The sequence below is a fragment of the Nonomuraea cypriaca genome, from assembly GCF_015645445.1.
Classification (GTDB): Bacteria; Actinomycetota; Actinomycetes; order Streptosporangiales; family Streptosporangiaceae; genus Nonomuraea; species Nonomuraea cypriaca.
In genome coordinates this window covers 1-18,739 of the sequence record NZ_JADOGI010000018.1, presented here as the reverse complement: position 1 = coordinate 18,739, position 18,739 = coordinate 1, and the positions used below count along the sequence as shown (strand labels likewise).

The window sequence follows — 18,739 nt, the reverse complement described above, 5'->3', positions numbered from 1 at the left end:
ATGAAGGGGGAACGATGACATCTACCGCTGAGCACCAGCAGCACACCGAACACGATCACCGGCATGACGAGAGTTGCGGCCACGTCGCCGTACCGCATGGGGACCACACCGACTACGTGCACGACGGGCACCTGCACCGCGCGCACAACGGTCACTTCGACGAGTGCGATTCCGCCGGGCACGTCGAACATGCCGATCACCCGCACCAGCACGAGGCCGGCTGCGGTCATGTGGCGATCCCGCACCAGAATCACATCGACTATGTGCATGACGGGCACCGGCACGCTTGGCATGACGGCCATTGGGACGATCACTGACACTAGGCGGTGAGTGCGGCTCCGGCGCCCGGGAGGAAGCGGCCGGCCCGGGCGTCGAGCGGCCTGCCGTCCTCGGCGATGAGCCCACCACGGAGGTACGTGCGGACGATCCGCCCGGTGACCTCGCGGCCGTGGTAGGGCGTCCAGCCGGCCTTGGAGATCACGTCCTCGTTCCGCAGGGTACGCCGGGCGCCCGGATCCACGAGGACGAGGTCGGCGTCCGCGCCCGCCGCCAGGCGGCCCTTGCGCGGCCACAGCCCGTAGATCCTTGCGGGGTGCTCGGCGTGGACGGCCACCACGTCCTCGTAGGAGAGGTGACCGCGGGCGGCGGCGTCCAGCAGCAGGGCCATGGTGCTGTCCAGGCCGGGCAGGCCGAAGTGCACGTTCCAGATGTCGCCGGCGCGCTTCTGCTCCAGGGTGGAGGGGGCGTGGTCGGTGGACATGTGGGTCAGCGTGCCGTCGCGCAGCAGCCGCCACATGCCCGCCTCGTCCTCCGCCGTCCTGGCCCGCGCGGGCGGGGTGAACTTGCGCAGCGCGCCCTCCGTCATGGCCTCGTCCTCGCGCAGCAGGAAATACTGCGGACAGGACTCGGCGGCCAGCAGCGCGCCGCGCGACCGTTCCGCCGCCACGTAGGAGGCGACCTCGGGGTGGCTGACGTGCGCGACGACCGCCCGCGCGCCGGTACGGCGGACCAGCAGCGCGGCCACCGCCGCGGCCACCAGTTCGGCGTCCCTGTTGCGCCAGTCGGGCAGGATGCCGCCGTCGTCGCGGCCTTCCGCGCGCAGCAGCCGTTCGGCGTGCTCGGTCAGGGACTCGTCCTCGCAGTGCATCAGGGTGACCCCGCCGATGAGGGCGGAGGCCGAGAGGTGCGCCTTCAGCGCCGCCGCGTCGTGGCCGGGCACGCCGTGCGTGGTGCAGGTGAACAGCTTGAAGAAGGCCGCGCCGGCCGCCCACAGGCCGGGCAGTTCGCCGGTCTCACCGGGCCAGGCGTGCGCGGCCAGACCGTAGTCGACGGACGAGCGCCCTTCGAGGTAGCGCCGCTTCTCCGCCAGGTCGCCCGCCGTACGGACCGGGCGCCCGTGGGCGTGCTCGATGATCGTGGTGACCCCGGAGGCCGCGGCGGCGGCGGTGCCCGTCGGGAAGTCCTCCCGCTCGGTGCTGCCCGGGTCCATCAGGTGGACGTGGGTGTCCACGCCGCCGGGAAGCACCAGGAGGCCCGAGGCGTCCACGACCTCCCTGGCGGCCGGGCGGTCCGGGCCGACATCGGCGATCAGCCCGTCGCGGACGGCGACGTTGGCCCGCCGCCGGCCGTGCGGGGTCACCACGGTGCCGCCCTCGATGAGAAGGTCGATCATGAGTACCGGAGTTCCTCTGTCCCGGCGAACCAGTCGAAGGGCTGGTCCGCAGTGTTGACGATCATGCTCTGGGCGCGGGTGTAGGAGCGGTACGCGTCCAGCCCGTTCTCCGAGCCGATGCCACTGGCCTTGGTGCCGCCCCACGGCGAGGCGGGGTCGATCCGGTGGTGGTCGTTGATCCAGACGATGCCGATGTCCAGCCGTTCCGTGACCCTGACCGCGCGGGCCACGTCGCGGGTCCACACCGAGGCGGCCAGGCCGAACGGCGAGTCGTTCGCCTTGGCCACCGCGTCGTCCTCGTCCTCGAACGGCACGACGACGGTGACCGGGCCGAAGACCTCTTCGTACCAGATGTCGCAGTCGGGGGTGACGTCGGTGAGCACGGTCGGCTCGTAGAACCAGCCGGGCCCGTCGGGGGCGCGTCCGCCGCACAGCACCATCGCGCCCTGGGCGCGGGCGCGGCCGACCGTCTCGGCGACCTTGTCCCGCTGCGCCTTGGAGACGAGCGGGCCGATCTGCGTCTCCAGCTCGAGCGGGTCGCCCAGGCGTAGCGCCCGGGTCCGCTCGGCCAGCGCGGCGGCCACGTGCTCGAAGCGATCCCGGTGGACCAGCACCCGAGCGCCCTGTACGCACGTCTGGCCGGTGGCGATGAAGGACGCGAACAGCGCGCCGGCCACCGCCTGAGCAGGGTCGGCGTCGGGGAAGACGATGACCGGCGCCTTGCCGCCCAGCTCGGCGGTCACGGGGATCAGCGCGCGGCCGGCGTTCGCGGCGATCACCCGGCCGGTTTCCGTGCCGCCGGTGATGTCGAGCTTGTGCAGGCCGGCGTGCTCGGACAGCGCACGTCCCGTGGTGGCTCCCATTCCCGTCACCACGTTGACGACGCCCGGCGGGACGCCCGCCTCCTCCAGCAGCACGGCGAGCTCGCGCGGCACCAGGGGTCCCAGCTCGCTCGGCTTGACGACCAGCGAGTTGCCCGCTGCGAGCGCGGCCGAGAGCTTCTTCATGGTGATGAGCAGCGGGTGGTTCCACGGCGTGATCAGGCCGGCGACGCCGAGCGGGAACCGGCGTACCACGTTGAGGTAGCCGGGGCCGAAGTCCGGCGCGCTGCCCTCGGCGGTCTGCGCGACCGCGCCGAAGTACTCCAGCCACTCCGGCAGCCGGGCGAGCTGCGCCCGCATCTCCCGCAGAGGACGCCCGATCTGCCGGGTCTCCAGCCTGGCGTAGTCGCCGACGCGCTCGGCGAGCAGCGCCGCCGCGCGATTCAGCACGCGGGCCCGCTCGCGGGCCGGCCGGCCGTGCCAGCGTCCGTCGGCGAACGCGGCCGTGGCGGCGGCCACCGCGGTGTCCACGTCCGCGGACGTGGCGTGCGCGACCTGGTACAGCAGCGTGTCGGTGGCGGGATCGCGCACCTCGAACGTGCCGCCGTCGGCCGCCGGGCGGTCCTCGCCGCCGATGCGCAGCGGCACCACGTCGGTCATGAGGTTCCTTCCTTCAGCGAGTACAGCCGTTCGGCGTTGCGGTGGGCGATGCCTGCTCGGTGCGCGCGGTGACCTGGGCCGAGCTGGCTGTCGAGCGGGCCGCCGCCCATGTCGAACGGCATGTCCGTGCCGTACAGGACGCGGTCCGCGCCCACCAGGTCGATGAGCCAGCCGGTCGCCGCGCCGCTGTGGGTCAGTGTGTCGTAGTGGAAACGCCGCAGGTAGGCGCTGGGCGCCTCGCGGCACCCGCGAGTCTCCGGCCGCACCCGTCGCCCGTGGTCCAACCGGCCGATCTGGTACGGCAGATGCCCGCCGCCGTGGACCAGCACCAGGTCCAGCCCGGGAAGCGCGTCCAGGGCGCCGGACAGGATGAGCCGGGAGGCGCACACGGCGGTCTGCCACGGGTTGCCCTGCAGGTTGGTCAGGTAGAAGTCGTCCAGACCCGGGGTCGAGCCGACGTAGTAGGGGTGGATCGTCAGCGGCAGACGCAGTTCCTCGGCGGCGGCGAGCACCGGCCGCAGCGCGGCGTCGTCGAGGGGCGTGCCCTCCACGTGCGGCCCGATCTGCGCGCCGCGCAGGCCGAGCGCGGCGCACCGGCGCAGCTCGGCCACGGCCGCGGCGGGGTCGCGCAGCGGGAGCGTGCCTAGCCCGGCGAACCGGTCCGGGGCCTGCGCGACCATCGTCGCCACGGCGTCGTTGACCACCCGCGCCGCGTCCACTCCCTCCTCGGTCCAGTAGAGGAACAGCGTGGGCGCGGGGGACAGCACAGCCAGGTCGATGCCCATGGCGTCCATGTCGCCGAGCCTGGCCTCGACGTCGTGGAACGCCGCCGCCAGCGGATACCGGTAGCCCTGCCGGTGGACGACCCACTCCTGGCCGTCCACGTGTTCGGTGCGGATGCCGTCGGGGGCGTCGCCCGCCCGCGCCGCCGTGACGAGGGCGGGCGGGAAGACGTGGGCGTGCACGTCGATGGTTCTCATAGGGCCGCGAGCACCTCCTCGGTCGTGGCGACCCAGCCGAATGCCTGGCGGATCACCCGCAGCGCGGCGTCGTGCAGGGTCCGGTCCATGGTGTCGACGCACTCCTCCACCACCACCGCCGCGTAGTCGCGGGTGTTGGCGGCGACAGTGGTGGCCAGCACGCAGCTGTTCGTGTTGACCCCGGTGAGCAGCAGCGTCTCCGCGCCCAGGGCGCGCAGCGCGTGGTCGAGGTCGGTGGCGGCGAAGCAGTCGTACCGCTTCTTGGTGGTGACCACCAGGTCGTGTCCCGGGTCGTACACGTCGGGCATCAGTTCGAGCCCGGGGCTGCCGGGGAGTTGGTGCCGCAGGACGTTCGTACGGGTCGCGTCGGTGCCGGCCACCGCCGCCCACCACGGGTTCGAGGCGATCTCCGCCACCGACCGGTAGGAGGTGACGACGTGGATCACCGGCACGCCCCTGCTCCTGACCTCCGCCAGGAGCCGCGCGTTGGCCGCCGTGACCCGCTTCGCCGCCGGCTCGGGCAGCGGCATGGTCGCCGCCTCGGGGTCGAGGTGGCCGCGGTGCAGGTCGATGGTGACGACGGCGGTCCTGTCACGGGTCAGCGCGGGCAGGCTCATCGGGCGCTCTCCTTCGGGTGCGGGCGGCGCTCGATCTGACCGGTGGACAGTACGTAGTCGACGTAGTCCTCAGCGGGCACGCCCTTGGCGCGGTCGAGGAGCCAGTCCGCCGCGTACGTCACCCAGTTCGGCCCGAGCGCCACCGAGGGGGTGGGCAGCGACAGGGCGTGCCTGCCCTGCTGGTAGACCAGCAGCGGGGCGGGGACCGGCGAGCGGCGGGCCAGGTCGTAGCTGTGCTCCATGGGTGACAGCTCGTCCTCGTCGCCCGCGATGACGAGCCAGGGCACGCGCATCTCCGGCATCAGCGGGCGCAGGTCGATCTCCCGCGCCATCCGGTCGAACGCCTCTTCGTCGTACTCCAGCCCGGACATCCACATGTACCTGGCCTTGAAGCTGGGCGAGGCCATCTCGAAGATCATGTGACCGCCGGGCTCGTGGCACACCAGGCCGACCGCCGCACCGCGCAGCGCCGGCTGGGTGGCGGCGATCTGCGACATCCAGTAGGAGCCGAAGGAGAGCCCGAAGCCCACGATCCGGTCGTCGTCCACCTCGGCCCGGTCACGGCACCACGCCATGATCCGCTCTCCGGCGTCGATCCACGCGGTCGGGGTGAACCTCACCCCGCGGATCGGCGCCTCGCCCTGGCCGGGACCGTCGAAGGCCAGTACGGCGAAGCCGCGCTGCAGGAACTTGTCGCCGTAGAGGTTGACGTTCAGCTCCTTTGGCGCGTCCATCCCGCCACAGGAGATGACCGTGGGCAGCGGCCCTTCTGTGCATCCAGGCGGCAGGTGGAACCAGGCCGGTATGTACGAGTCGCCGAACGGGATCTCCACCCGCTCCACCCGATGGTCGGCGAGCCGGGCGTAACCGGTGTAGCAGGCGTTCTTGCGGTCGTCCAGCTCGACGAGCGCCGGGGTGTCCTCCCAGATCGGCCACTCGGCGGTGGCGTACAGCAGTGCCGCGTGGAAGTAGTGCTCACGGGCCGTGACGTCGCGCCCGTCCCGCTCGGCCTCCAGCGCCAGCCGTTCGCGCCGCCCGGCCAGCTCGGCGAAGACGGGGGTCATGTCGGCGAACTTGTGGATGCGCGACTCGGCCACCCTGAAGTCGGCGACCGCGTCCACGCCCATCGGCCGCAGCGTGTACGCCACCCGGGGCTGGTCCCATTCCAGACCGTCGGTACGCAGGATCGAGTCGATCAGCCAGCGCTGCTCGTGCCAGCGCCTGGGTCCGGGCTTGTTGACCATCAGTGAACCTCCACCCTGCGGGCGTTGCTGAACTTGGAGACGTCGACGAAGAGCAGCGCGACCACGCCGGCCAGCGGGAGCACGGCGAGCTGCCAGAGCGCTGCGCCGCCCCAGCCGGTGGACTCGACCAGCGCCGAGAACAGGTAGCCCGCGATGGCCGCGGGGACGTAGAAGCTGGCGACGTAGAGGCCGGAGGCGCGGCCGATCATGACAGGTCGTACGGCGCGCTGCATGGACGAGTAGATGTTGACGAAGAGGAAGCCGCTGGCGATCGCGCCCTCGGCGAAGGACAGGAAGATCTGCGGCCCGGCCGTCGTGGGCCCGTTGAACAGCAGGTAGCCGACCACAGAACCGGCCAGCAGCGAGACGATCATCACGGTGCGCTGGTTGAGCCGGTCGCCGAGCCAGCCGGCGGGCAGTCCCACCAGGGCGCCGATGCCGAACATGCTGACCGCGAGCCCCGCGTCGCCGGTCGACAGGCCCAGCTCCTCCTGCAGGTAGGTCGGGTAGAGGCCGAGGTAGCCGTACATCGCGAGCCCGACGACGACGGCCGTCACGGCGAGCAGCACGATGTTGCGGTTGAGCAGGGCGGCGGGCACGTGGTCATAGCTGCGCGGCGTGTCCTCCCCTGGGGCGCCGTCGCGTCGCTCGGTGAACGACTTCCTGATGCCCAGCAGGATGAGCAGCGCGAAGCCGAAGCCGATCGCCCCGTAGACCCAGAACGGCGTGCGCCAGTCTCCGGTGGAGGTCGCCATGCCGGCCCCGAACAGCGGGCCGAAGAAGCTGCCCAGGCCGTAGGCGAAGTTGAGGCTGCCGAGGGCGAGAGCGCGGTTGGCGAAGAAGTAGGCGCCCACGGCGGAGAAGAGGGCGGCGTTCTGCATCGCCTCGCCGACGCCGGACAGCGCGCGGTAGGCGAACATGTCGAAGAAGCCTGCGGATACCGCGGTCAGCAGGGTGAACGCCGAGTAGATGACGATCCCGATCAGCATGACCGCCTTGCGGGAGAGCCGGTCGAGCAGGTAGCCGGTGGGGACGCCGGCGAGGCCGATGCCCAGGGTGAAGATCGTGGCGAGCAGGCCGCCCTGGCCGAGGGAGAAGCCGTACTCCTCGCGGATGTGGGGGACCAGGACGGGGAAGACCTGCCGATCCATGGCGTTGACGACGTAGGAGCCGGCGAGGACCACCAAGCTGATCAGCGCGACCGACTTGGTCAGCCGTACGGCACCTTGCCGTTGCTCCTGGGGTCTCCCGGCTCGTGTTTCCGACATGTTTCTTCCGCCCTTCCTGGAACCTTCCCCCCGCCTGCAATAATGGTGCATCCTATAAAATGCACAATGCATGACGTCAAGGCGGAGGACTGTGAGAATGAGTAGGCCCCTCGTGGCCCTTGCCTCACTCGGAGGCACGATCACGATGACCGGGAGCGGCACCGGCGGGGTCTCCCCCTCGCTCACCGCCGCCGATCTGGTGTCCGCGGTCCCCGGGCTCGCGGACGCGGCCGATCTGCGGGCCACGACCCTGGCCACCTCGCCCGGCGCCTCGCTCGGCACCGCCGACATGCGCCGCTGCCTCGCGTGGGCGGCCGAGTCGGTACGCGCGGGCGCCGCCGGCGTCGTCGTGGTGCAGGGCACCGACACCATCGAGGAGACGGCGTACTTCCTGGACCTGCACTGGGACCATGACGAGCCGCTGGTGGTGACCGGCGCCATGCGCACCCCGCAGGCCGCGGGCCCCGACGGCCCCGCCAACCTGTACGCCGCCGTCATCACCGCCGCGGAACCGGCGTCCCGCGGCCTCGGCGCGCTCGTCGTGATGAACGACACCGTGCATGCCGCCCGCCGGGTGCGCAAATGCCACACCAGTGCTCCGCAGGCGTTCGTCTCGCCCGGCTTCGGGGTGCTCGGCCACGTGGTCGAGGGCCGGGTCCGCTACGGCAACGCGGTGGCGCGGCACCCGGTGCTGCCGCTGCCGCAGGAAGGCCCTCATCCCCGGGTGGCCATGGTGGAGACCTGCTTCGACGACGACGGCGGCCTGCTCGCGTACGCGGCGGCGCAGCACGACGGCATCGTGCTGGCCGGGTTCGGCGTCGGCCACGTGCCCGCCGCCCTGGCCGGCACCGTCTCGGCCGCGACCGCGCGCGTCCCCGTGGTGCTGGCCAGCCGTACCGGCGCGGGCAGCACGGCACGCGAGACGTACGGCTTCGCCGGGTCCGAGCGCGACCTGATCGCCCGGGGCGCGATCCCGGCCGGGTTCCTCGACGCGCGCAAGTCACGGATCCTGCTCGGGTCGCTGCTCGCGCTCGGCGTGCCGCACGAGCGGATCCTGGCGGAGTTCGGGGCGCGCGGAGCATGGGCGCAAGGGCCTACAGTTGCTGATTCTGGCGGATCCGAATCCGTATGAAGGAGGCGCAGTGGCGCTTGGCAGGTTCGCGACGGCCAACAGGTCGCGCACCGCGCACGAGTACGTCCTGGGTACTCTCCGATCGGCGATCCTCGGCGGGACCCTGAAGGGCGGCAGCCGGCTGGTTCAGGCCGAGCTCGCCGCCGAGCTGGGCGTCAGCACGACCCCCGTACGCGAGGCGCTGCGTGACCTCGCCACCGAGGGCCTGGTCGTCATCGACCCGCACAAGGGCGCCGTGGTGCGGCCGCTCGACATCGCCGAGGTGCGCGAGATCTACGAGCTGCGCATGACGCTGGAGCCGCTCATGGTGCGGCGGATGGTCGCGGCCATCGGCGACGCCGAACTCGACGAGGCCGAGCGGCTGCGGCAGGCCATGGAGACCGAGACGGATCTGGGCGCGTGGGTCGATCTCAACCGCCGCTTCCACGCGGTCTTCAGCGAGTCGGAGGACGGCAGCCGCCTGGCGGGCATCCTGGCCGGCCTGCGGGACAGCGCCGCGCCCTACATCAGCCTCTCCCTGGAGGCCCGCCCCCTCCAGGTCCCCGAGGCCAACGCGGAGCACAAGCAGCTGGTCGAGCTCTACCGGCGGCATGACGAGGCCGGGGTCGTCCAGCTGACCCTGGACCACCTGGCCTCCACCCTCGCCGCCATCGAACAGGCCCACGAGGCCGGCCTCATCGGCTGAGGCACAGGTGTTTCGTGATCGCCGCCGCCCGGTCCGCCAGCGGGCCGGGGGCGATGGGCACGCACTCGTAGCCGAGCGAGGTGTAGGCGTCCCGGTGGATGCGCTCGAATCGCAGCGACTCCTCGTACGTGATCCGTCTCGCGTCGGTCGGGGTGACGAACCCGAGGTTCTCGATGAAGAAGACCTTCCTGTCGTAGATCTGCCGCGCCTGGACGCGTTCCACTTCGCGGGACAGGGTCGGCGGGACGGGATGGCCGAGATAGGTGGCCAGGGCGTGGGTGCAGACGGGTGAGCGGTCGTAGAGCTGCACGTCGCCGGGGGCCTTCTCCTGCCGCTGGCGCTGCAGGGCGACGATCGCCTCGAGGAAGGACGGTTTCGTCCACGGCTCTGGCTCACCCTGAGCCTGTCGCAGGGCGATGACGTCGGTCGCCGCCTCCTCGACGACTGTGTGGCCGTCGACCTCCAGCCACCGCAGGATGGCCGTCTTCCCCGCTCCGGGGGCGCCGGTCAGGATGTAGCGCTTCATCGATCTTTCCTTTCTGGCATACGGCGAATTCCCCGGGCGGCGATGGGCAGCCGGGGCCGTCGTCTGGGGGCGCCGCCATGAGATGACCGAATGGATGGCGGGCGGCGTTTCACCGGGCCCCGCGGGCGGCGCAGGTCGATGGTATCGGGACGGTACGGTCTCGCCCCCCGCCGCGACTTCGCGGGCACCGTACGTAATGTTAGAGTTACGCTCAGCCATGGAAACGATAACGGGATTGCCACGTCACGTGGCTTGCGTGATGGATGGGAACGGCCGCTGGGCCGCGCGGCGATCGCTGCCGCGCACCGCGGGCCACGAGGCGGCCGAGGCCGCCGTGATCGACGTCATCGAGACGGCACGTTCGGCCGGCGTCAAGTGGCTGAGCCTCTACGCGTTCTCCACCGAAAACTGGCGGCGGCCGATGGGCGAGGTCGACGTCCTGATGAGGCTGGTGCGCCGGGTCATCCGCAAGCACGCGCCGGTGCTGCACGCGCGGGGCGTCCGGTGCAGGTTCCTGGGCATGACCGACCCGCGGATCCCACCGCCGCTGGTCAGGGACATCACCGATCTGATGACGATGACCGGCGACAACAGCCGCATGACGCTGACCGTCGCCTTCGATCACGGGGGGCGCCGAGACATCGTGGAGGCCACCCGCTCGCTGATCCGCTCAGGCGTGCCGGCCGAGCAGGTCACCGAGGCCGGCTTCGCCGCGCACCTGCCGTACCCCGACACGCCTGACGTGGACCTGGTCATCCGCACGTCCGGGGAGCAGCGGATCTCCAACTTCATGCTCTGGCAGGTCGCCTACGCCGAGTGGGTCTTCCCCGAGGTGCTGTGGCCCGACTTCCGCGCGACCCACTTCTGGGAATGCCTTGACACCTACCGGCGGCGCCAGCGCCGGTTCGGCGACGTCCGCCGGCCGGCCGCCATGACAGGAGAGGGACTTCGATGAGCCAGACCACCGCTGAGGAGACCGTCGACGTCTTCGGGCCCGACTCGATACTGCGCCGTCTGGTCAACGAGGCACGCTGGAGCCTCGCGGTGGCCCGCGCCACGGTGCTGGAGGCCGCGCATCCGCAGGTCGGCGCGGCGTTGATGGAAAACTCGACGTTCGTCACGCATCCGTGGCGGCGCCTGCGCAACACCGTGGTGAGCACGCGGCGGGTGCTCGACCCCGACGCGTCCGTACGCGCTCGCGAAGCGGCCAGGCTCAACCGCCTGCACGCCCGCATCTCCGGCACCGACGCGCAGGGCCGCGGTTATGACGCGACCGACGCCGAGGCACGCGCCTGGGTGGTGGCGACGCTCTTCGAGTCGACGGTGACGATGTGCCGGCTGAGCGGCGAGGCGCTCGACGGTCCCGTGCTGGCGCGGCTCTACGCCGAGTTCCGCACCTTCCTGGCCCTGCTCGAGGGCGACAGCGACCGGCTCCCCGCGACGTTGCGGGAGTTCTGGCCCTACTACGACGACATGATCGACCATCGCCTGGAGAACACCGAGGCCGTGCGCGTCATCCTCTTCCGGCTCTTCGCCAACGTGCCGGCCCCACCGGTGCTGCGCGGTCAGCCCGCGGTGTGGGCCGCGACCCGGGCCCTGGCAGGCCCCATGGCCGCCGCGATCACCATCGCGTCGCTGCCTGACTCCTTCTGCAGGCGAGTCGCCCTGCCCGACCTGCCTGGATCGCGGGCGCTCATGCACGGGACCTACCTGACTGCCGGACTCGCCACCCGCGTGCTTCCTGAGAGCTGGATGCAGGTCGGCTCGGTCATGAGGCTGCTCGATCCCGCTCAAGGGGCCGAGCCATGGGAGACCCTGCGCCGCAAGGCGGGCCAGGCCGCGGCCATGCTCCGGCTCATCACCCCGGCTCCAGGCGAGGACCACCCGACCACCCTGTCGGCCGACCGGTTCTTCGCCGAGGTCCTCGACCAGACCGGCAACGGCTATCTCGACTGGCCGGATCTGGCCGCCATCGCGAGGGAGATCGCCACCCGGCTCGACCTGGGCGAGCGCGACGAGGAGCGGCTCTACAGCGCCTACGCCGCCTGGTGGCGGGAGCTGCAGGCAAGCCTCGACGGCGACGGCGACGGCCGCGTCACCCGCCGCGAGTACGCCACCTCGGCCGCCTCCCTGCCCAGCGCCGGACTGATCAAGATCGCCGACGTGTTGTTCGACGTCACCGACGTCGACGACGACCAGGCGATCGACGCCCAGGAATACCAGAACCTGTTCCGCACGGCCTTCCACCGCGATCTGGCCGACAGCGGCGACGGCTATTCACGCAGTGCTTTCGTCCGGCAGTTCCTGTCCTTCATGTCCGGTCAGCAGCACTCGACCGCCTACGATTCCCTGCTTTCCCAGGCGTGACCTCACGACTCATTCCATGTCGACGTGGTCCAGGAATCGGAGGAGGCTCGACAGCACCCGGAGGCAGGCGTCGATCTCGGCGTCGTCGAGGTCGGCGCCTGCCTCGCGGAGCATCGCGCGCTCGCTGTCGATCAGGGCGGTGATGGCGGACCGGCCCTCCCCGGTCAGCCGGATGAGCGAGGACCTCTTGTGCGCCGGGTTCGGGACGGCCTCGACCAGCCCGCGCGCGGCCGCGTCGTTGATCATGCGCTGCACGAACTGCCGGCTCAACGCCTGGGCCCGGCCCATCTGGGGGACGGTCATCGGCCCGTGCTCGCGCAGCATGTTGAGCACGGCCCGCACCCCGACCGACAGGCCCATCGTGGGCGCGTACTGCTCCACCTTGCGCTGGGCGCGCCGATACAGCGGCCCCACCAGGTCGAACACCTCGCTGAGCCGGTCGGTCGGCTCGTCCTCTGTCTCGCTCACCCCACCATGATGACACCTAAGTTGCCATTTTCGGCCAATAATGACACTTTGGTTGTCATGAAGGACCTGTTCTGGCTCGACACCGGCACCGGCCGGCCCCTCGTCTTCCTGCACGGCGGCTTCACCGACCACAGCATGTGGGACGACCAGATCCCCGTTCTCGCCTCGCGGTACCGCGTCATCGCGCCCGACGCGCGCGGCCACGGCCGCTCCGCGAACGCCGCCGAGCCGTTCCGGCACACCGACGACCTCGCCGCGCTGCTGCGCCACTTGGACACCGGCCCGGCGATCCTGGTCGGCGTGTCCATGGGGGCGAGCGTCGCGGTCGACACCGCGCTGGAGCATCCTGAGCTGGTCAGCGCCGTGGTCGTCAGCGGCGCCGGGACCAGCGAGCCGTACTTCACCGATCCCTGGACCACCCGGACCTGGGCCGCGTGGCACGCGGCGATGGCCGCGGGTGATCTGGACGCCTCGGTCGAGGGTCTGATGCTCTTCGCCGCCGGCCCGCACCGCACCCTCGGCGATCTCGATCCCGAGGTCGTCGACCGGTTGCGCCGGATGACCCAGGGCACCATGTCCAAGCACACCAAGGACGAGCCCGACCATCTCATCCCGGTGCGCGACACCTGGGACCGCGCCGCCGGGATCGACGTGCCCGTGCTGGCCGTCAACGGCGCCCTCGACTCGCCCGACCACATCGGCATGGCCGAACGCCTCGCCGGCGCCGTCCCCGACGGCAGTGCGATCTCGATCGACGGGACCGCCCACTACCCCAACATGGAGCGGCCGGACGTCTTCAGCGACATCCTCGAGGACTTCCTCACCGCGCGCTTCCCAGAGCGTCGGCGCCGAGCAGAGCCTTGATGTCGCCGTAGAACGCCGGATCCGGCGTGACCTGGAACGGCCGGAGGTCCAGCAGCACGCTCTTGGCGTTGCGACGGTGCATGAGCACGTGTACGGGTGCCCGGCCCGGATGGGTGGTCAGGATGTGTTTGAGCTCCTGGACGAGCCGCGGGTTCAGCTGGGTCTCCTGGACCGAGATCACGACGGGAGGCTCTGTGTCCGGCTGGGAGACGTTCAGGAGGGCGATCTCCTCGCCGTAGACGCTCACCGTCTCGTCGCGCACGTTGATCCGGCCCCGTACGGAGATCACGAGGTCCTCGGCCAGGGCCTCGCCGTACAGGGTGTAGGTCTTGGGGAAGATCAGGCACTCCACCGCGGCGTCGTGGTCTTCGAGGGTGACGATCGCCCATGGGCTGCCCTGCTTGGTGACCTTGCGCTGCAACCCCGAGACGATTCCGGCCACCTGTACGAAGCCGTCCGTACGGCCGGAGGTCAGGAGCCGGGCGATCGTGGTGTCGCGGTTGGCCTCCAGGACCCGCTCGGTGCCGTCCAGGGGGTGGGCGGAGACGTACAGGCCGAGCATCTCCCGTTCGAAGGCCAGCAGTGTGCTTCTGTCCCATTCCTCCTCGGAGATCGCCACCGAGAACACGTCGCCGGTGTCGCTGGCGGGGTCGTCTGCGGGGCCATCGAAGGCGCCGAAGAGGGAGTCCTGGCCGCGGGCCTGGTTGCGCTTGACGTCGATGACGGCGTCGACGGCCTGCTCGTGGACCATGACGATGGCCTTGCGCCGGTGGCCGAGGCTGTCGTACGCGCCGGCCTTGGCCAGCGACTCGATGACGCGCTTGTTGCAGACGATCGGCGGGACCTTGGCCAGGAAGTCGTTGAAGCCGGTGTAGCCGCCCCGCTCACGGCGGATCTGCACGATCGCGTCGACGACGCCCGCGCCGACGTTGCGGATCGCGCCGAGGCCGAAGCGGATGTCGTCCCCGACGGCGGCGAAGTTCAGCTCGCTCTCGTTGACGTCCGGAGGCAGCACCTTGATGCCGAGGTGGCGGCAGTCCGACAGGTAGATCGCCATTTTGTCCTTGTCGTCGCCGACCGAGGTGAGCAGCGCGGCGAGGTACTCGGCCGGGTGGTTCGCCTTCAGGTAGGCCGTCCAGTAGGACACGACGCCGTATCCGGCGGTGTGGGACTTGTTGAAGCCGTACCCGGAGAAAGGGACGAGGACGTCCCAGACGGCCTTGACGGCCTCGTCGGAGAAGCCGCGTTCGCTCATGCCGGCGGAGAACTTGCCCCACTCGGCGTCCAGCACGTCCTTCTTCTTCTTGCCCATCGCGCGGCGCAGCATGTCGGCGCCGCCGAGGGAGTACCCGGCGAGCTGCTGGGCGATCGCCATGACCTGCTCCTGGAAGACCACCAGGTGGTAGGTGTCACCCAGGATCGGTTCGAGCGCCTCCGCCAGCTCCGGGTGGATCGGCTCGACCTGCTGCTTCCCGGTCTTACGTAGCGCGTAGTTGGTGTGGGCGTTCATCTCCATCGGCCCGGGGCGGTAGAGCGCGTTGACCGCGGCGATGTCGGTGAACACCGTCGGTTGCATCAGCCGCAGCAGGATCCGCATCCCGCCGCTGTCGAGCTGGAACACCCCGAGCGTGTCACCGCGCGCCAGCAGCTCGTACGTCCGCTCGTCGTCGAAGGGTACGTCGCGGATGTCGATGTCGACGCCCTTGTTCGTCCTGACGTTGGCGATGGCGTCGTTGATGACGGTGAGGTTCCGCAGCCCGAGGAAGTCCATCTTGAGCAGGCCCATGTCCTCGGCCTGGGTGAAGGGGAACCCGGTGATGACCGGGCCGCCCTGCTTCGGCTTCACCAGGGGGAGCACGTCGATCAACGGCTCGGACGAGAGGATCACACCCGCGGCGTGGACGCCGGTGCCGCGCGTCAGGCCCTCCACGCCCTTGGCGGTGTCGATGATCCGTTTGACGTCGGGCTCTTCCTCGTACATCTTCCGCAGCTCGGCGGCCTCGCCGTGGCGGGGGTGGTTCTCGTCGTGGATGGCCGACAGCGGGATCTCCTTGCCACCGGCGGCGGCGGGGAACGCCTTGGTGATCCGGTCGCCGAGCGCGTACGGGTAGCCGAGCACCCGGCAGGAGTCCTTCACCGCGGCCTTCGCCTTGATCGTGCCGAAGGTGACGATCTGGCACACGCGGTCGTCGCCGTACTTCTTGGTGACGTAGTCGATCATCTCGTCCCGGCGGCGGTCGTCGAAGTCCAGGTCGACGTCCGGCATCGTGATGCGCTCGGGGTTGAGGAAACGTTCGAAGATCAGCTTGTGCTCGATCGGGTCGAGCTCGGTGATGCCCGTGCAGTAGGCGACCATCGACCCGGTCGCCGATCCTCGGCCAGGGCCGAGACCGATTCCGTTCGCGCGGGCGTACCTGCAGATGTCGGCGACCACGAGGAAGTAGCCGGGGAAGCCCATGTCGTCGATCACCGACAGCTCGTAGTCGATGCGGTCCAGGACCTCCTGCGGCGGGTCGCCCTGGTAACGGCGCCGCGCGCCCTCCATGGCCTCCTTCCGCAGCCACGACGACTCGGACTCGCTCTCGGGAACCGGGAACTTCGGCATCAGGTCCCGGTGGGCGAACACCTCGCCGTAGTCACCGACGCGCTCGGCGATGAGCAGGGTGTTGTCGCACGCGCCTGGGACCTCCGCGTCCCACAGCTTCCGCATCTCCCCGGCGGTCTTGACGAAGTAGCCGGTCCCGGCGAAACGGAACCGGTTCTGGTCGGCGAGTTGCCTGCCGGTGCCGATGCACAGGAGCGCGTCGTGCGCCGCCGCCTGGTCCTCGGTCACGTAGTGGGAGTCGTTGGTGGCCAGGGGCGGCAGGCCCAGCTCCCTTCCGAGCCTCAGCAGGTCGTCGCGGACCCGGCGTTCGATGGCGAGGCCGTGGTCCATCAGCTCCAGGAAATAGCTCTCTTTTCCGAATATTTCTTGATATCTGGCGGCGGTCTCGCGGGCCTGGTCGTACTGGCCGAGGCGCAGCCTGGTCTGCACCGCGCCGGAGGGGCAGCCGGTCGTGGCGAGGATGCCCCTGCCGTGCTCGGCGAGCAGCTCATCGTCCATCCGGGGGTACTTCTGCACATGGCCTTCGAGCCAGGCCCGCGACTGGAGCCGGAACAGGTTCCGCAGGCCCTCGGCGTCGGCGGCCCACATCGTCATGTGCGTGTAGAGGCCGCGGCCGGAGACGTCGCCGCCTTCGCCGGTGGCATCGTTGGACTTGCGGAGCGCGAGGTTGTCACTCCAGTACACCGCCTCCTTGCGGAACCGGGACGCGGGAGCGACGTACGCCTCGATGCCGATGACCGGTTTGACGCCGGCCTTGTTCGCCGCGTGGTAGAACTCGTACGCGCCGTGCACGTTGCCGTGATCGCTCATCGCCACGGCAGGCATCCCCTGCCGGGCCACCTCGTCCATCAGCAGTCCGACCTTGGCGGCGCCGTCGAGCATGCTGTACTCGGTGTGCACGTGAAGATGCACGAAGGACCGCACCGGTTACCACCCCCTCTGGTTGTAAGCTCTCTCGCGAACCCGAGCATTCGACCCGAGAGCTGATGGTGTTGTCCAACAATCGACACGGCGCAACCTCACAACCATCGGTTGTTCATGAAGGTGCGGCGGATTTGGATCTCGCCGCGGTCCGCTCCTTTGTCGGCATCGCCGAGGATCGGCACTTCAGTGATGCCGCGGCCAAGCTGGGAGTCAGCCAGCAGGCCATCTCCAAGCGCATCGCGAAGCTCGAGTCTTTCCTCGGCGTGCGGCTGTTCGCTCGCTCGCGTACAGGGGCGGATCTCACCGAGGACGGCCGGGCTTTCCTTCCCCACGCGCGCGCCCTCGTCAGCACCGCCGACCAGGCGCTCGAAACGCTGCGTGCCCGGCGCCGCGCGCTCCGGATCGACGTGCTGGACACCCGGGTGGCGTCCATCGACCTGGTCCAGACGTTCTACGAGACCGTCGAGGGCGTGGAAGTCGAGATCGTCACCTCCCACGGGCTCAGGTCAGCGCGTGGCGCGCTCGCTCGCGGATCCGTGGACGCGGCCTTCTGCCGGGTCGACGGGGTGACGGAAGAGGAGCTCGTGTCGAGTCCCGCGTACCTCGAACCGGTGCATGTGCTGGTCGGCCGCGACCATCCGCTGGCCGGTCTGCGGCGGGTGGAGATGGCGCGGCTGTCCGGATCGACCGTGTGGATGCCGGGCAACGTCGCCGGGAGCGAGTGGGCCGAATACCATCGCTTCCTCGGCCTCGCGTTCGACCTCCGGATCGACACCTCTGGGCCTGACTTCGGCTGGGAGCACTTGGTAGCGGAGGTCGGCTCCCGAGACCTGGTGACCCTCGTCGGTGAGAAGTGCCGGCTTCCCTGGCATCCGGACACCGTCCAGATCCCCCTCATCGATCCGGTGCCCGTCTATCCGTGGTCGCTCCTCCACCACAGCCAGAACCAGCACCCGGCCCTGGACCTGCTCATTCGCAATGTCGCGGACAACCACCGGCCGTTCGACCCGCGGCGCCAGTGGCTCCCCGACGTCGACCGCGCTGCCTTCGCCGCGGACCCGGGGGACCGGCATCGTCTCTGAACCCGCTCGCACCCGCTCAGGTCATCCGGTGTGCCTGCACCTGCGGTGATGGACGGTCGCGGCGGTGACGACGACGGCGACCGTGGCCAGGGGGAGGGCGGGCAGCGCGGCGGGAACATGGGTGATCACGAGTGCCCCCGATGCGGCGCCGGCTGCGACGGCGGCGAGGATGGCCATGCCACGCAGGTGGCTTCTGCCCAGGCGGGTGGGGGTGAGCAGGGCGGAGATGACGCCGGTGAGCGTTCCGGTGAGGTAGGTGGTGGACACCGCCTCCTGACCTCCGAGGCCGCGCATGGCCGCGCTCTGCAGTCCCATGGCCATGGCGGCCAGGGCGAGCAGAACGTACAGCGGGGCCCCGGTGGGGCGGGCACCGGTCAGTTCCCAGCCCGTGGCGAACACCAGCAGGACGAGCAACTCCGTGCCGAGGGTGACCGTGACCCTGGGAGGCCAGACCGGGCCGGCCGGCCGGGACCGGCCGGTGATGAGGGCGCCGGCCGCGACCCCTAGGGCGTAGCCGATGACGGCGGTGGCGGTGCTCAGCACCTGCGCGACGGCGGCGGTGCCGACGGCGAAGCCGAGGACCACCAGGTTGCCGGTCATGACGCTGCTGAACACCCCGCCGAGCACGGCGAAGCTCGCGACGTCGACCGCTCCGGTGCCGACCGTGAGGACGACGGCCAGCGCGGTCAGCGGAAGGCCGCGCCGTGCGGCGGGTGGAGAGCCGGACGCCGGTTCCTTCACATCACCCTTCCTGCCACACCGGCCCGCCACCGCCAAGCGGGCTCGCCGCACCCCACCGCCGCACCGCCTCACCACCCCACCGC

At 70.5% G+C, this 18,739-nt stretch carries 17 protein-coding genes; 7 read left to right on the top strand and 10 right to left on the bottom strand.

The genetic code is table 11. The annotated features are described in order from the left end of the window. The first annotated feature begins 14 nt into the window (after positions 1–14). Positions 15–317, top strand: a complete 303-nt coding sequence (locus ITP53_RS08490; RefSeq protein ID WP_195894763.1) for a hypothetical protein — start codon at positions 15–17, stop codon at positions 315–317. 2 nt (positions 318–319) lie between these two features. Here the strand turns inward: ITP53_RS08490 and ITP53_RS08485 are convergent, their stop codons facing one another. The 6 genes from ITP53_RS08485 to ITP53_RS08460 are packed head-to-tail and all read right to left on the bottom strand — an operon-like array spanning position 320 to position 7,262. Next, positions 320–1,672 carry a dihydroorotase gene (locus tag ITP53_RS08485; protein ID WP_195894762.1) on the bottom strand — a complete coding sequence of 451 codons (1,353 nt, stop codon included), beginning with the start codon at positions 1,670–1,672 and terminating at the stop codon, positions 320–322. Beyond that, positions 1,669–3,153 (bottom strand): aldehyde dehydrogenase family protein, encoded by a 1,485-nt coding sequence (locus ITP53_RS08480; RefSeq protein ID WP_195894761.1) that lies wholly within the window; start codon positions 3,151–3,153, stop codon positions 1,669–1,671. The genes ITP53_RS08485 and ITP53_RS08480 overlap by 4 nt, the downstream gene beginning before the upstream one ends. After that, a complete protein-coding gene (locus ITP53_RS08475; protein ID WP_195894760.1) occupies positions 3,150–4,133 on the bottom strand; it encodes an amidohydrolase family protein in 984 nt (327 codons plus the stop codon). Before ITP53_RS08475 ends, ITP53_RS08480 begins: the two co-directional genes overlap by 4 nt. Next, positions 4,130–4,750 carry a cysteine hydrolase family protein gene (locus ITP53_RS08470; protein WP_195894759.1) on the bottom strand — a complete coding sequence of 207 codons (621 nt, stop codon included), beginning with the start codon at positions 4,748–4,750 and terminating at the stop codon, positions 4,130–4,132. Before ITP53_RS08470 ends, ITP53_RS08475 begins: the two co-directional genes overlap by 4 nt. Continuing rightward, complete coding sequence (locus tag ITP53_RS08465; protein WP_195894758.1) at positions 4,747–5,994, bottom strand: alpha/beta hydrolase family protein; 1,248 nt, start codon at positions 5,992–5,994, stop codon at positions 4,747–4,749. The genes ITP53_RS08470 and ITP53_RS08465 overlap by 4 nt, the downstream gene beginning before the upstream one ends. Beyond that, positions 5,994–7,262, bottom strand: a complete 1,269-nt coding sequence (locus ITP53_RS08460; RefSeq protein ID WP_195894757.1) for an MFS transporter — start codon at positions 7,260–7,262, stop codon at positions 5,994–5,996. Before ITP53_RS08460 ends, ITP53_RS08465 begins: the two co-directional genes overlap by 1 nt. Before the next feature lie 97 nt (positions 7,263–7,359). Between ITP53_RS08460 and ITP53_RS08455 the strand changes: the two genes are divergently transcribed. Continuing rightward, positions 7,360–8,394 carry an asparaginase gene (locus ITP53_RS08455; RefSeq protein ID WP_195894756.1) on the top strand — a complete coding sequence of 345 codons (1,035 nt, stop codon included), beginning with the start codon at positions 7,360–7,362 and terminating at the stop codon, positions 8,392–8,394. Between the two features lie 10 nt (positions 8,395–8,404). Further along, a complete protein-coding gene (locus ITP53_RS08450) occupies positions 8,405–9,079 on the top strand; it encodes a GntR family transcriptional regulator (RefSeq protein ID WP_195894755.1) in 675 nt (224 codons plus the stop codon). On the opposite strand, the gene ITP53_RS08445 is transcribed toward ITP53_RS08450, so the two are convergent. Continuing rightward, entirely contained in the window at positions 9,069–9,605 is a 537-nt protein-coding gene (locus ITP53_RS08445) for an AAA family ATPase (protein ID WP_195894754.1), read from the bottom strand. The two genes, ITP53_RS08450 and ITP53_RS08445, sit on opposite strands and share 11 nt — an antisense overlap. Positions 9,606–9,801: 196 nt before the next feature. Between ITP53_RS08445 and uppS the strand changes: the two genes are divergently transcribed. Together uppS and ITP53_RS08435 are read left to right on the top strand one after the other, a co-directional pair. Continuing rightward, positions 9,802–10,560 carry a polyprenyl diphosphate synthase gene (gene uppS / locus ITP53_RS08440; RefSeq protein ID WP_328814313.1) on the top strand — a complete coding sequence of 253 codons (759 nt, stop codon included), beginning with the start codon at positions 9,802–9,804 and terminating at the stop codon, positions 10,558–10,560. Then, positions 10,557–11,972 carry an EF-hand domain-containing protein gene (locus ITP53_RS08435; RefSeq protein ID WP_195894752.1) on the top strand — a complete coding sequence of 472 codons (1,416 nt, stop codon included), beginning with the start codon at positions 10,557–10,559 and terminating at the stop codon, positions 11,970–11,972. Before uppS ends, ITP53_RS08435 begins: the two co-directional genes overlap by 4 nt. A 9-nt stretch (positions 11,973–11,981) precedes the next feature. Here the strand turns inward: ITP53_RS08435 and ITP53_RS08430 are convergent, their stop codons facing one another. Continuing rightward, positions 11,982–12,440 (bottom strand): MarR family winged helix-turn-helix transcriptional regulator, encoded by a 459-nt coding sequence (locus ITP53_RS08430; protein ID WP_195894751.1) that lies wholly within the window; start codon positions 12,438–12,440, stop codon positions 11,982–11,984. 57 nt (positions 12,441–12,497) lie between these two features. On the opposite strand from ITP53_RS08430, the gene ITP53_RS08425 reads away from it, so the two are divergent. Further along, a complete protein-coding gene (locus ITP53_RS08425) occupies positions 12,498–13,304 on the top strand; it encodes an alpha/beta fold hydrolase (RefSeq protein WP_195894750.1) in 807 nt (268 codons plus the stop codon). On the opposite strand, the gene dnaE is transcribed toward ITP53_RS08425, so the two are convergent. After that, the gene (dnaE, locus tag ITP53_RS08420) at positions 13,261–16,833 is read right to left on the bottom strand and encodes a DNA polymerase III subunit alpha (protein WP_195894749.1); all 3,573 of its coding nucleotides are present in this window, start codon (positions 16,831–16,833) and stop codon (positions 13,261–13,263) included. The genes ITP53_RS08425 and dnaE overlap by 44 nt on opposite strands. A gap of 131 nt (positions 16,834–16,964) precedes the next feature. On the opposite strand from dnaE, the gene ITP53_RS08415 reads away from it, so the two are divergent. Beyond that, on the top strand, positions 16,965–17,915 hold the full coding sequence (locus ITP53_RS08415) for a LysR family transcriptional regulator (RefSeq protein WP_207755675.1): 951 nt from the start codon (positions 16,965–16,967) through the stop codon (positions 17,913–17,915). 21 nt (positions 17,916–17,936) lie between these two features. On the opposite strand, the gene ITP53_RS08410 is transcribed toward ITP53_RS08415, so the two are convergent. Next, positions 17,937–18,656, bottom strand: coding sequence for a YoaK family protein (locus tag ITP53_RS08410; RefSeq protein ID WP_195894747.1), 720 nt, complete (start codon positions 18,654–18,656; stop codon positions 17,937–17,939). Positions 18,657–18,739: the final 83 nt, after the last annotated feature.

What these genes read in the sequence shown, in the direction of transcription:
- ITP53_RS08490 (WP_195894763.1), top strand. Translation starts at nt 15, where the DNA reads ATGACATCTACCGCTGAGCACCAGCAGCACACCGAACACGATCACCGG.
- ITP53_RS08485 (WP_195894762.1), bottom strand. Translation starts at nt 1,672, where the DNA reads ATGATCGACCTTCTCATCGAGGGCGGCACCGTGGTGACCCCGCACGGC.
- ITP53_RS08480 (WP_195894761.1), bottom strand. Translation starts at nt 3,153, where the DNA reads ATGACCGACGTGGTGCCGCTGCGCATCGGCGGCGAGGACCGCCCGGCG.
- ITP53_RS08475 (WP_195894760.1), bottom strand. Translation starts at nt 4,133, where the DNA reads ATGAGAACCATCGACGTGCACGCCCACGTCTTCCCGCCCGCCCTCGTC.
- ITP53_RS08470 (WP_195894759.1), bottom strand. Translation starts at nt 4,750, where the DNA reads ATGAGCCTGCCCGCGCTGACCCGTGACAGGACCGCCGTCGTCACCATC.
- ITP53_RS08465 (WP_195894758.1), bottom strand. Translation starts at nt 5,994, where the DNA reads ATGGTCAACAAGCCCGGACCCAGGCGCTGGCACGAGCAGCGCTGGCTG.
- ITP53_RS08460 (WP_195894757.1), bottom strand. Translation starts at nt 7,262, where the DNA reads ATGTCGGAAACACGAGCCGGGAGACCCCAGGAGCAACGGCAAGGTGCC.
- ITP53_RS08455 (WP_195894756.1), top strand. Translation starts at nt 7,360, where the DNA reads ATGAGTAGGCCCCTCGTGGCCCTTGCCTCACTCGGAGGCACGATCACG.
- ITP53_RS08445 (WP_195894754.1), bottom strand. Translation starts at nt 9,605, where the DNA reads ATGAAGCGCTACATCCTGACCGGCGCCCCCGGAGCGGGGAAGACGGCC.
- uppS (WP_328814313.1), top strand. Translation starts at nt 9,802, where the DNA reads ATGTTAGAGTTACGCTCAGCCATGGAAACGATAACGGGATTGCCACGT.
- ITP53_RS08435 (WP_195894752.1), top strand. Translation starts at nt 10,557, where the DNA reads ATGAGCCAGACCACCGCTGAGGAGACCGTCGACGTCTTCGGGCCCGAC.
- ITP53_RS08425 (WP_195894750.1), top strand. Translation starts at nt 12,498, where the DNA reads ATGAAGGACCTGTTCTGGCTCGACACCGGCACCGGCCGGCCCCTCGTC.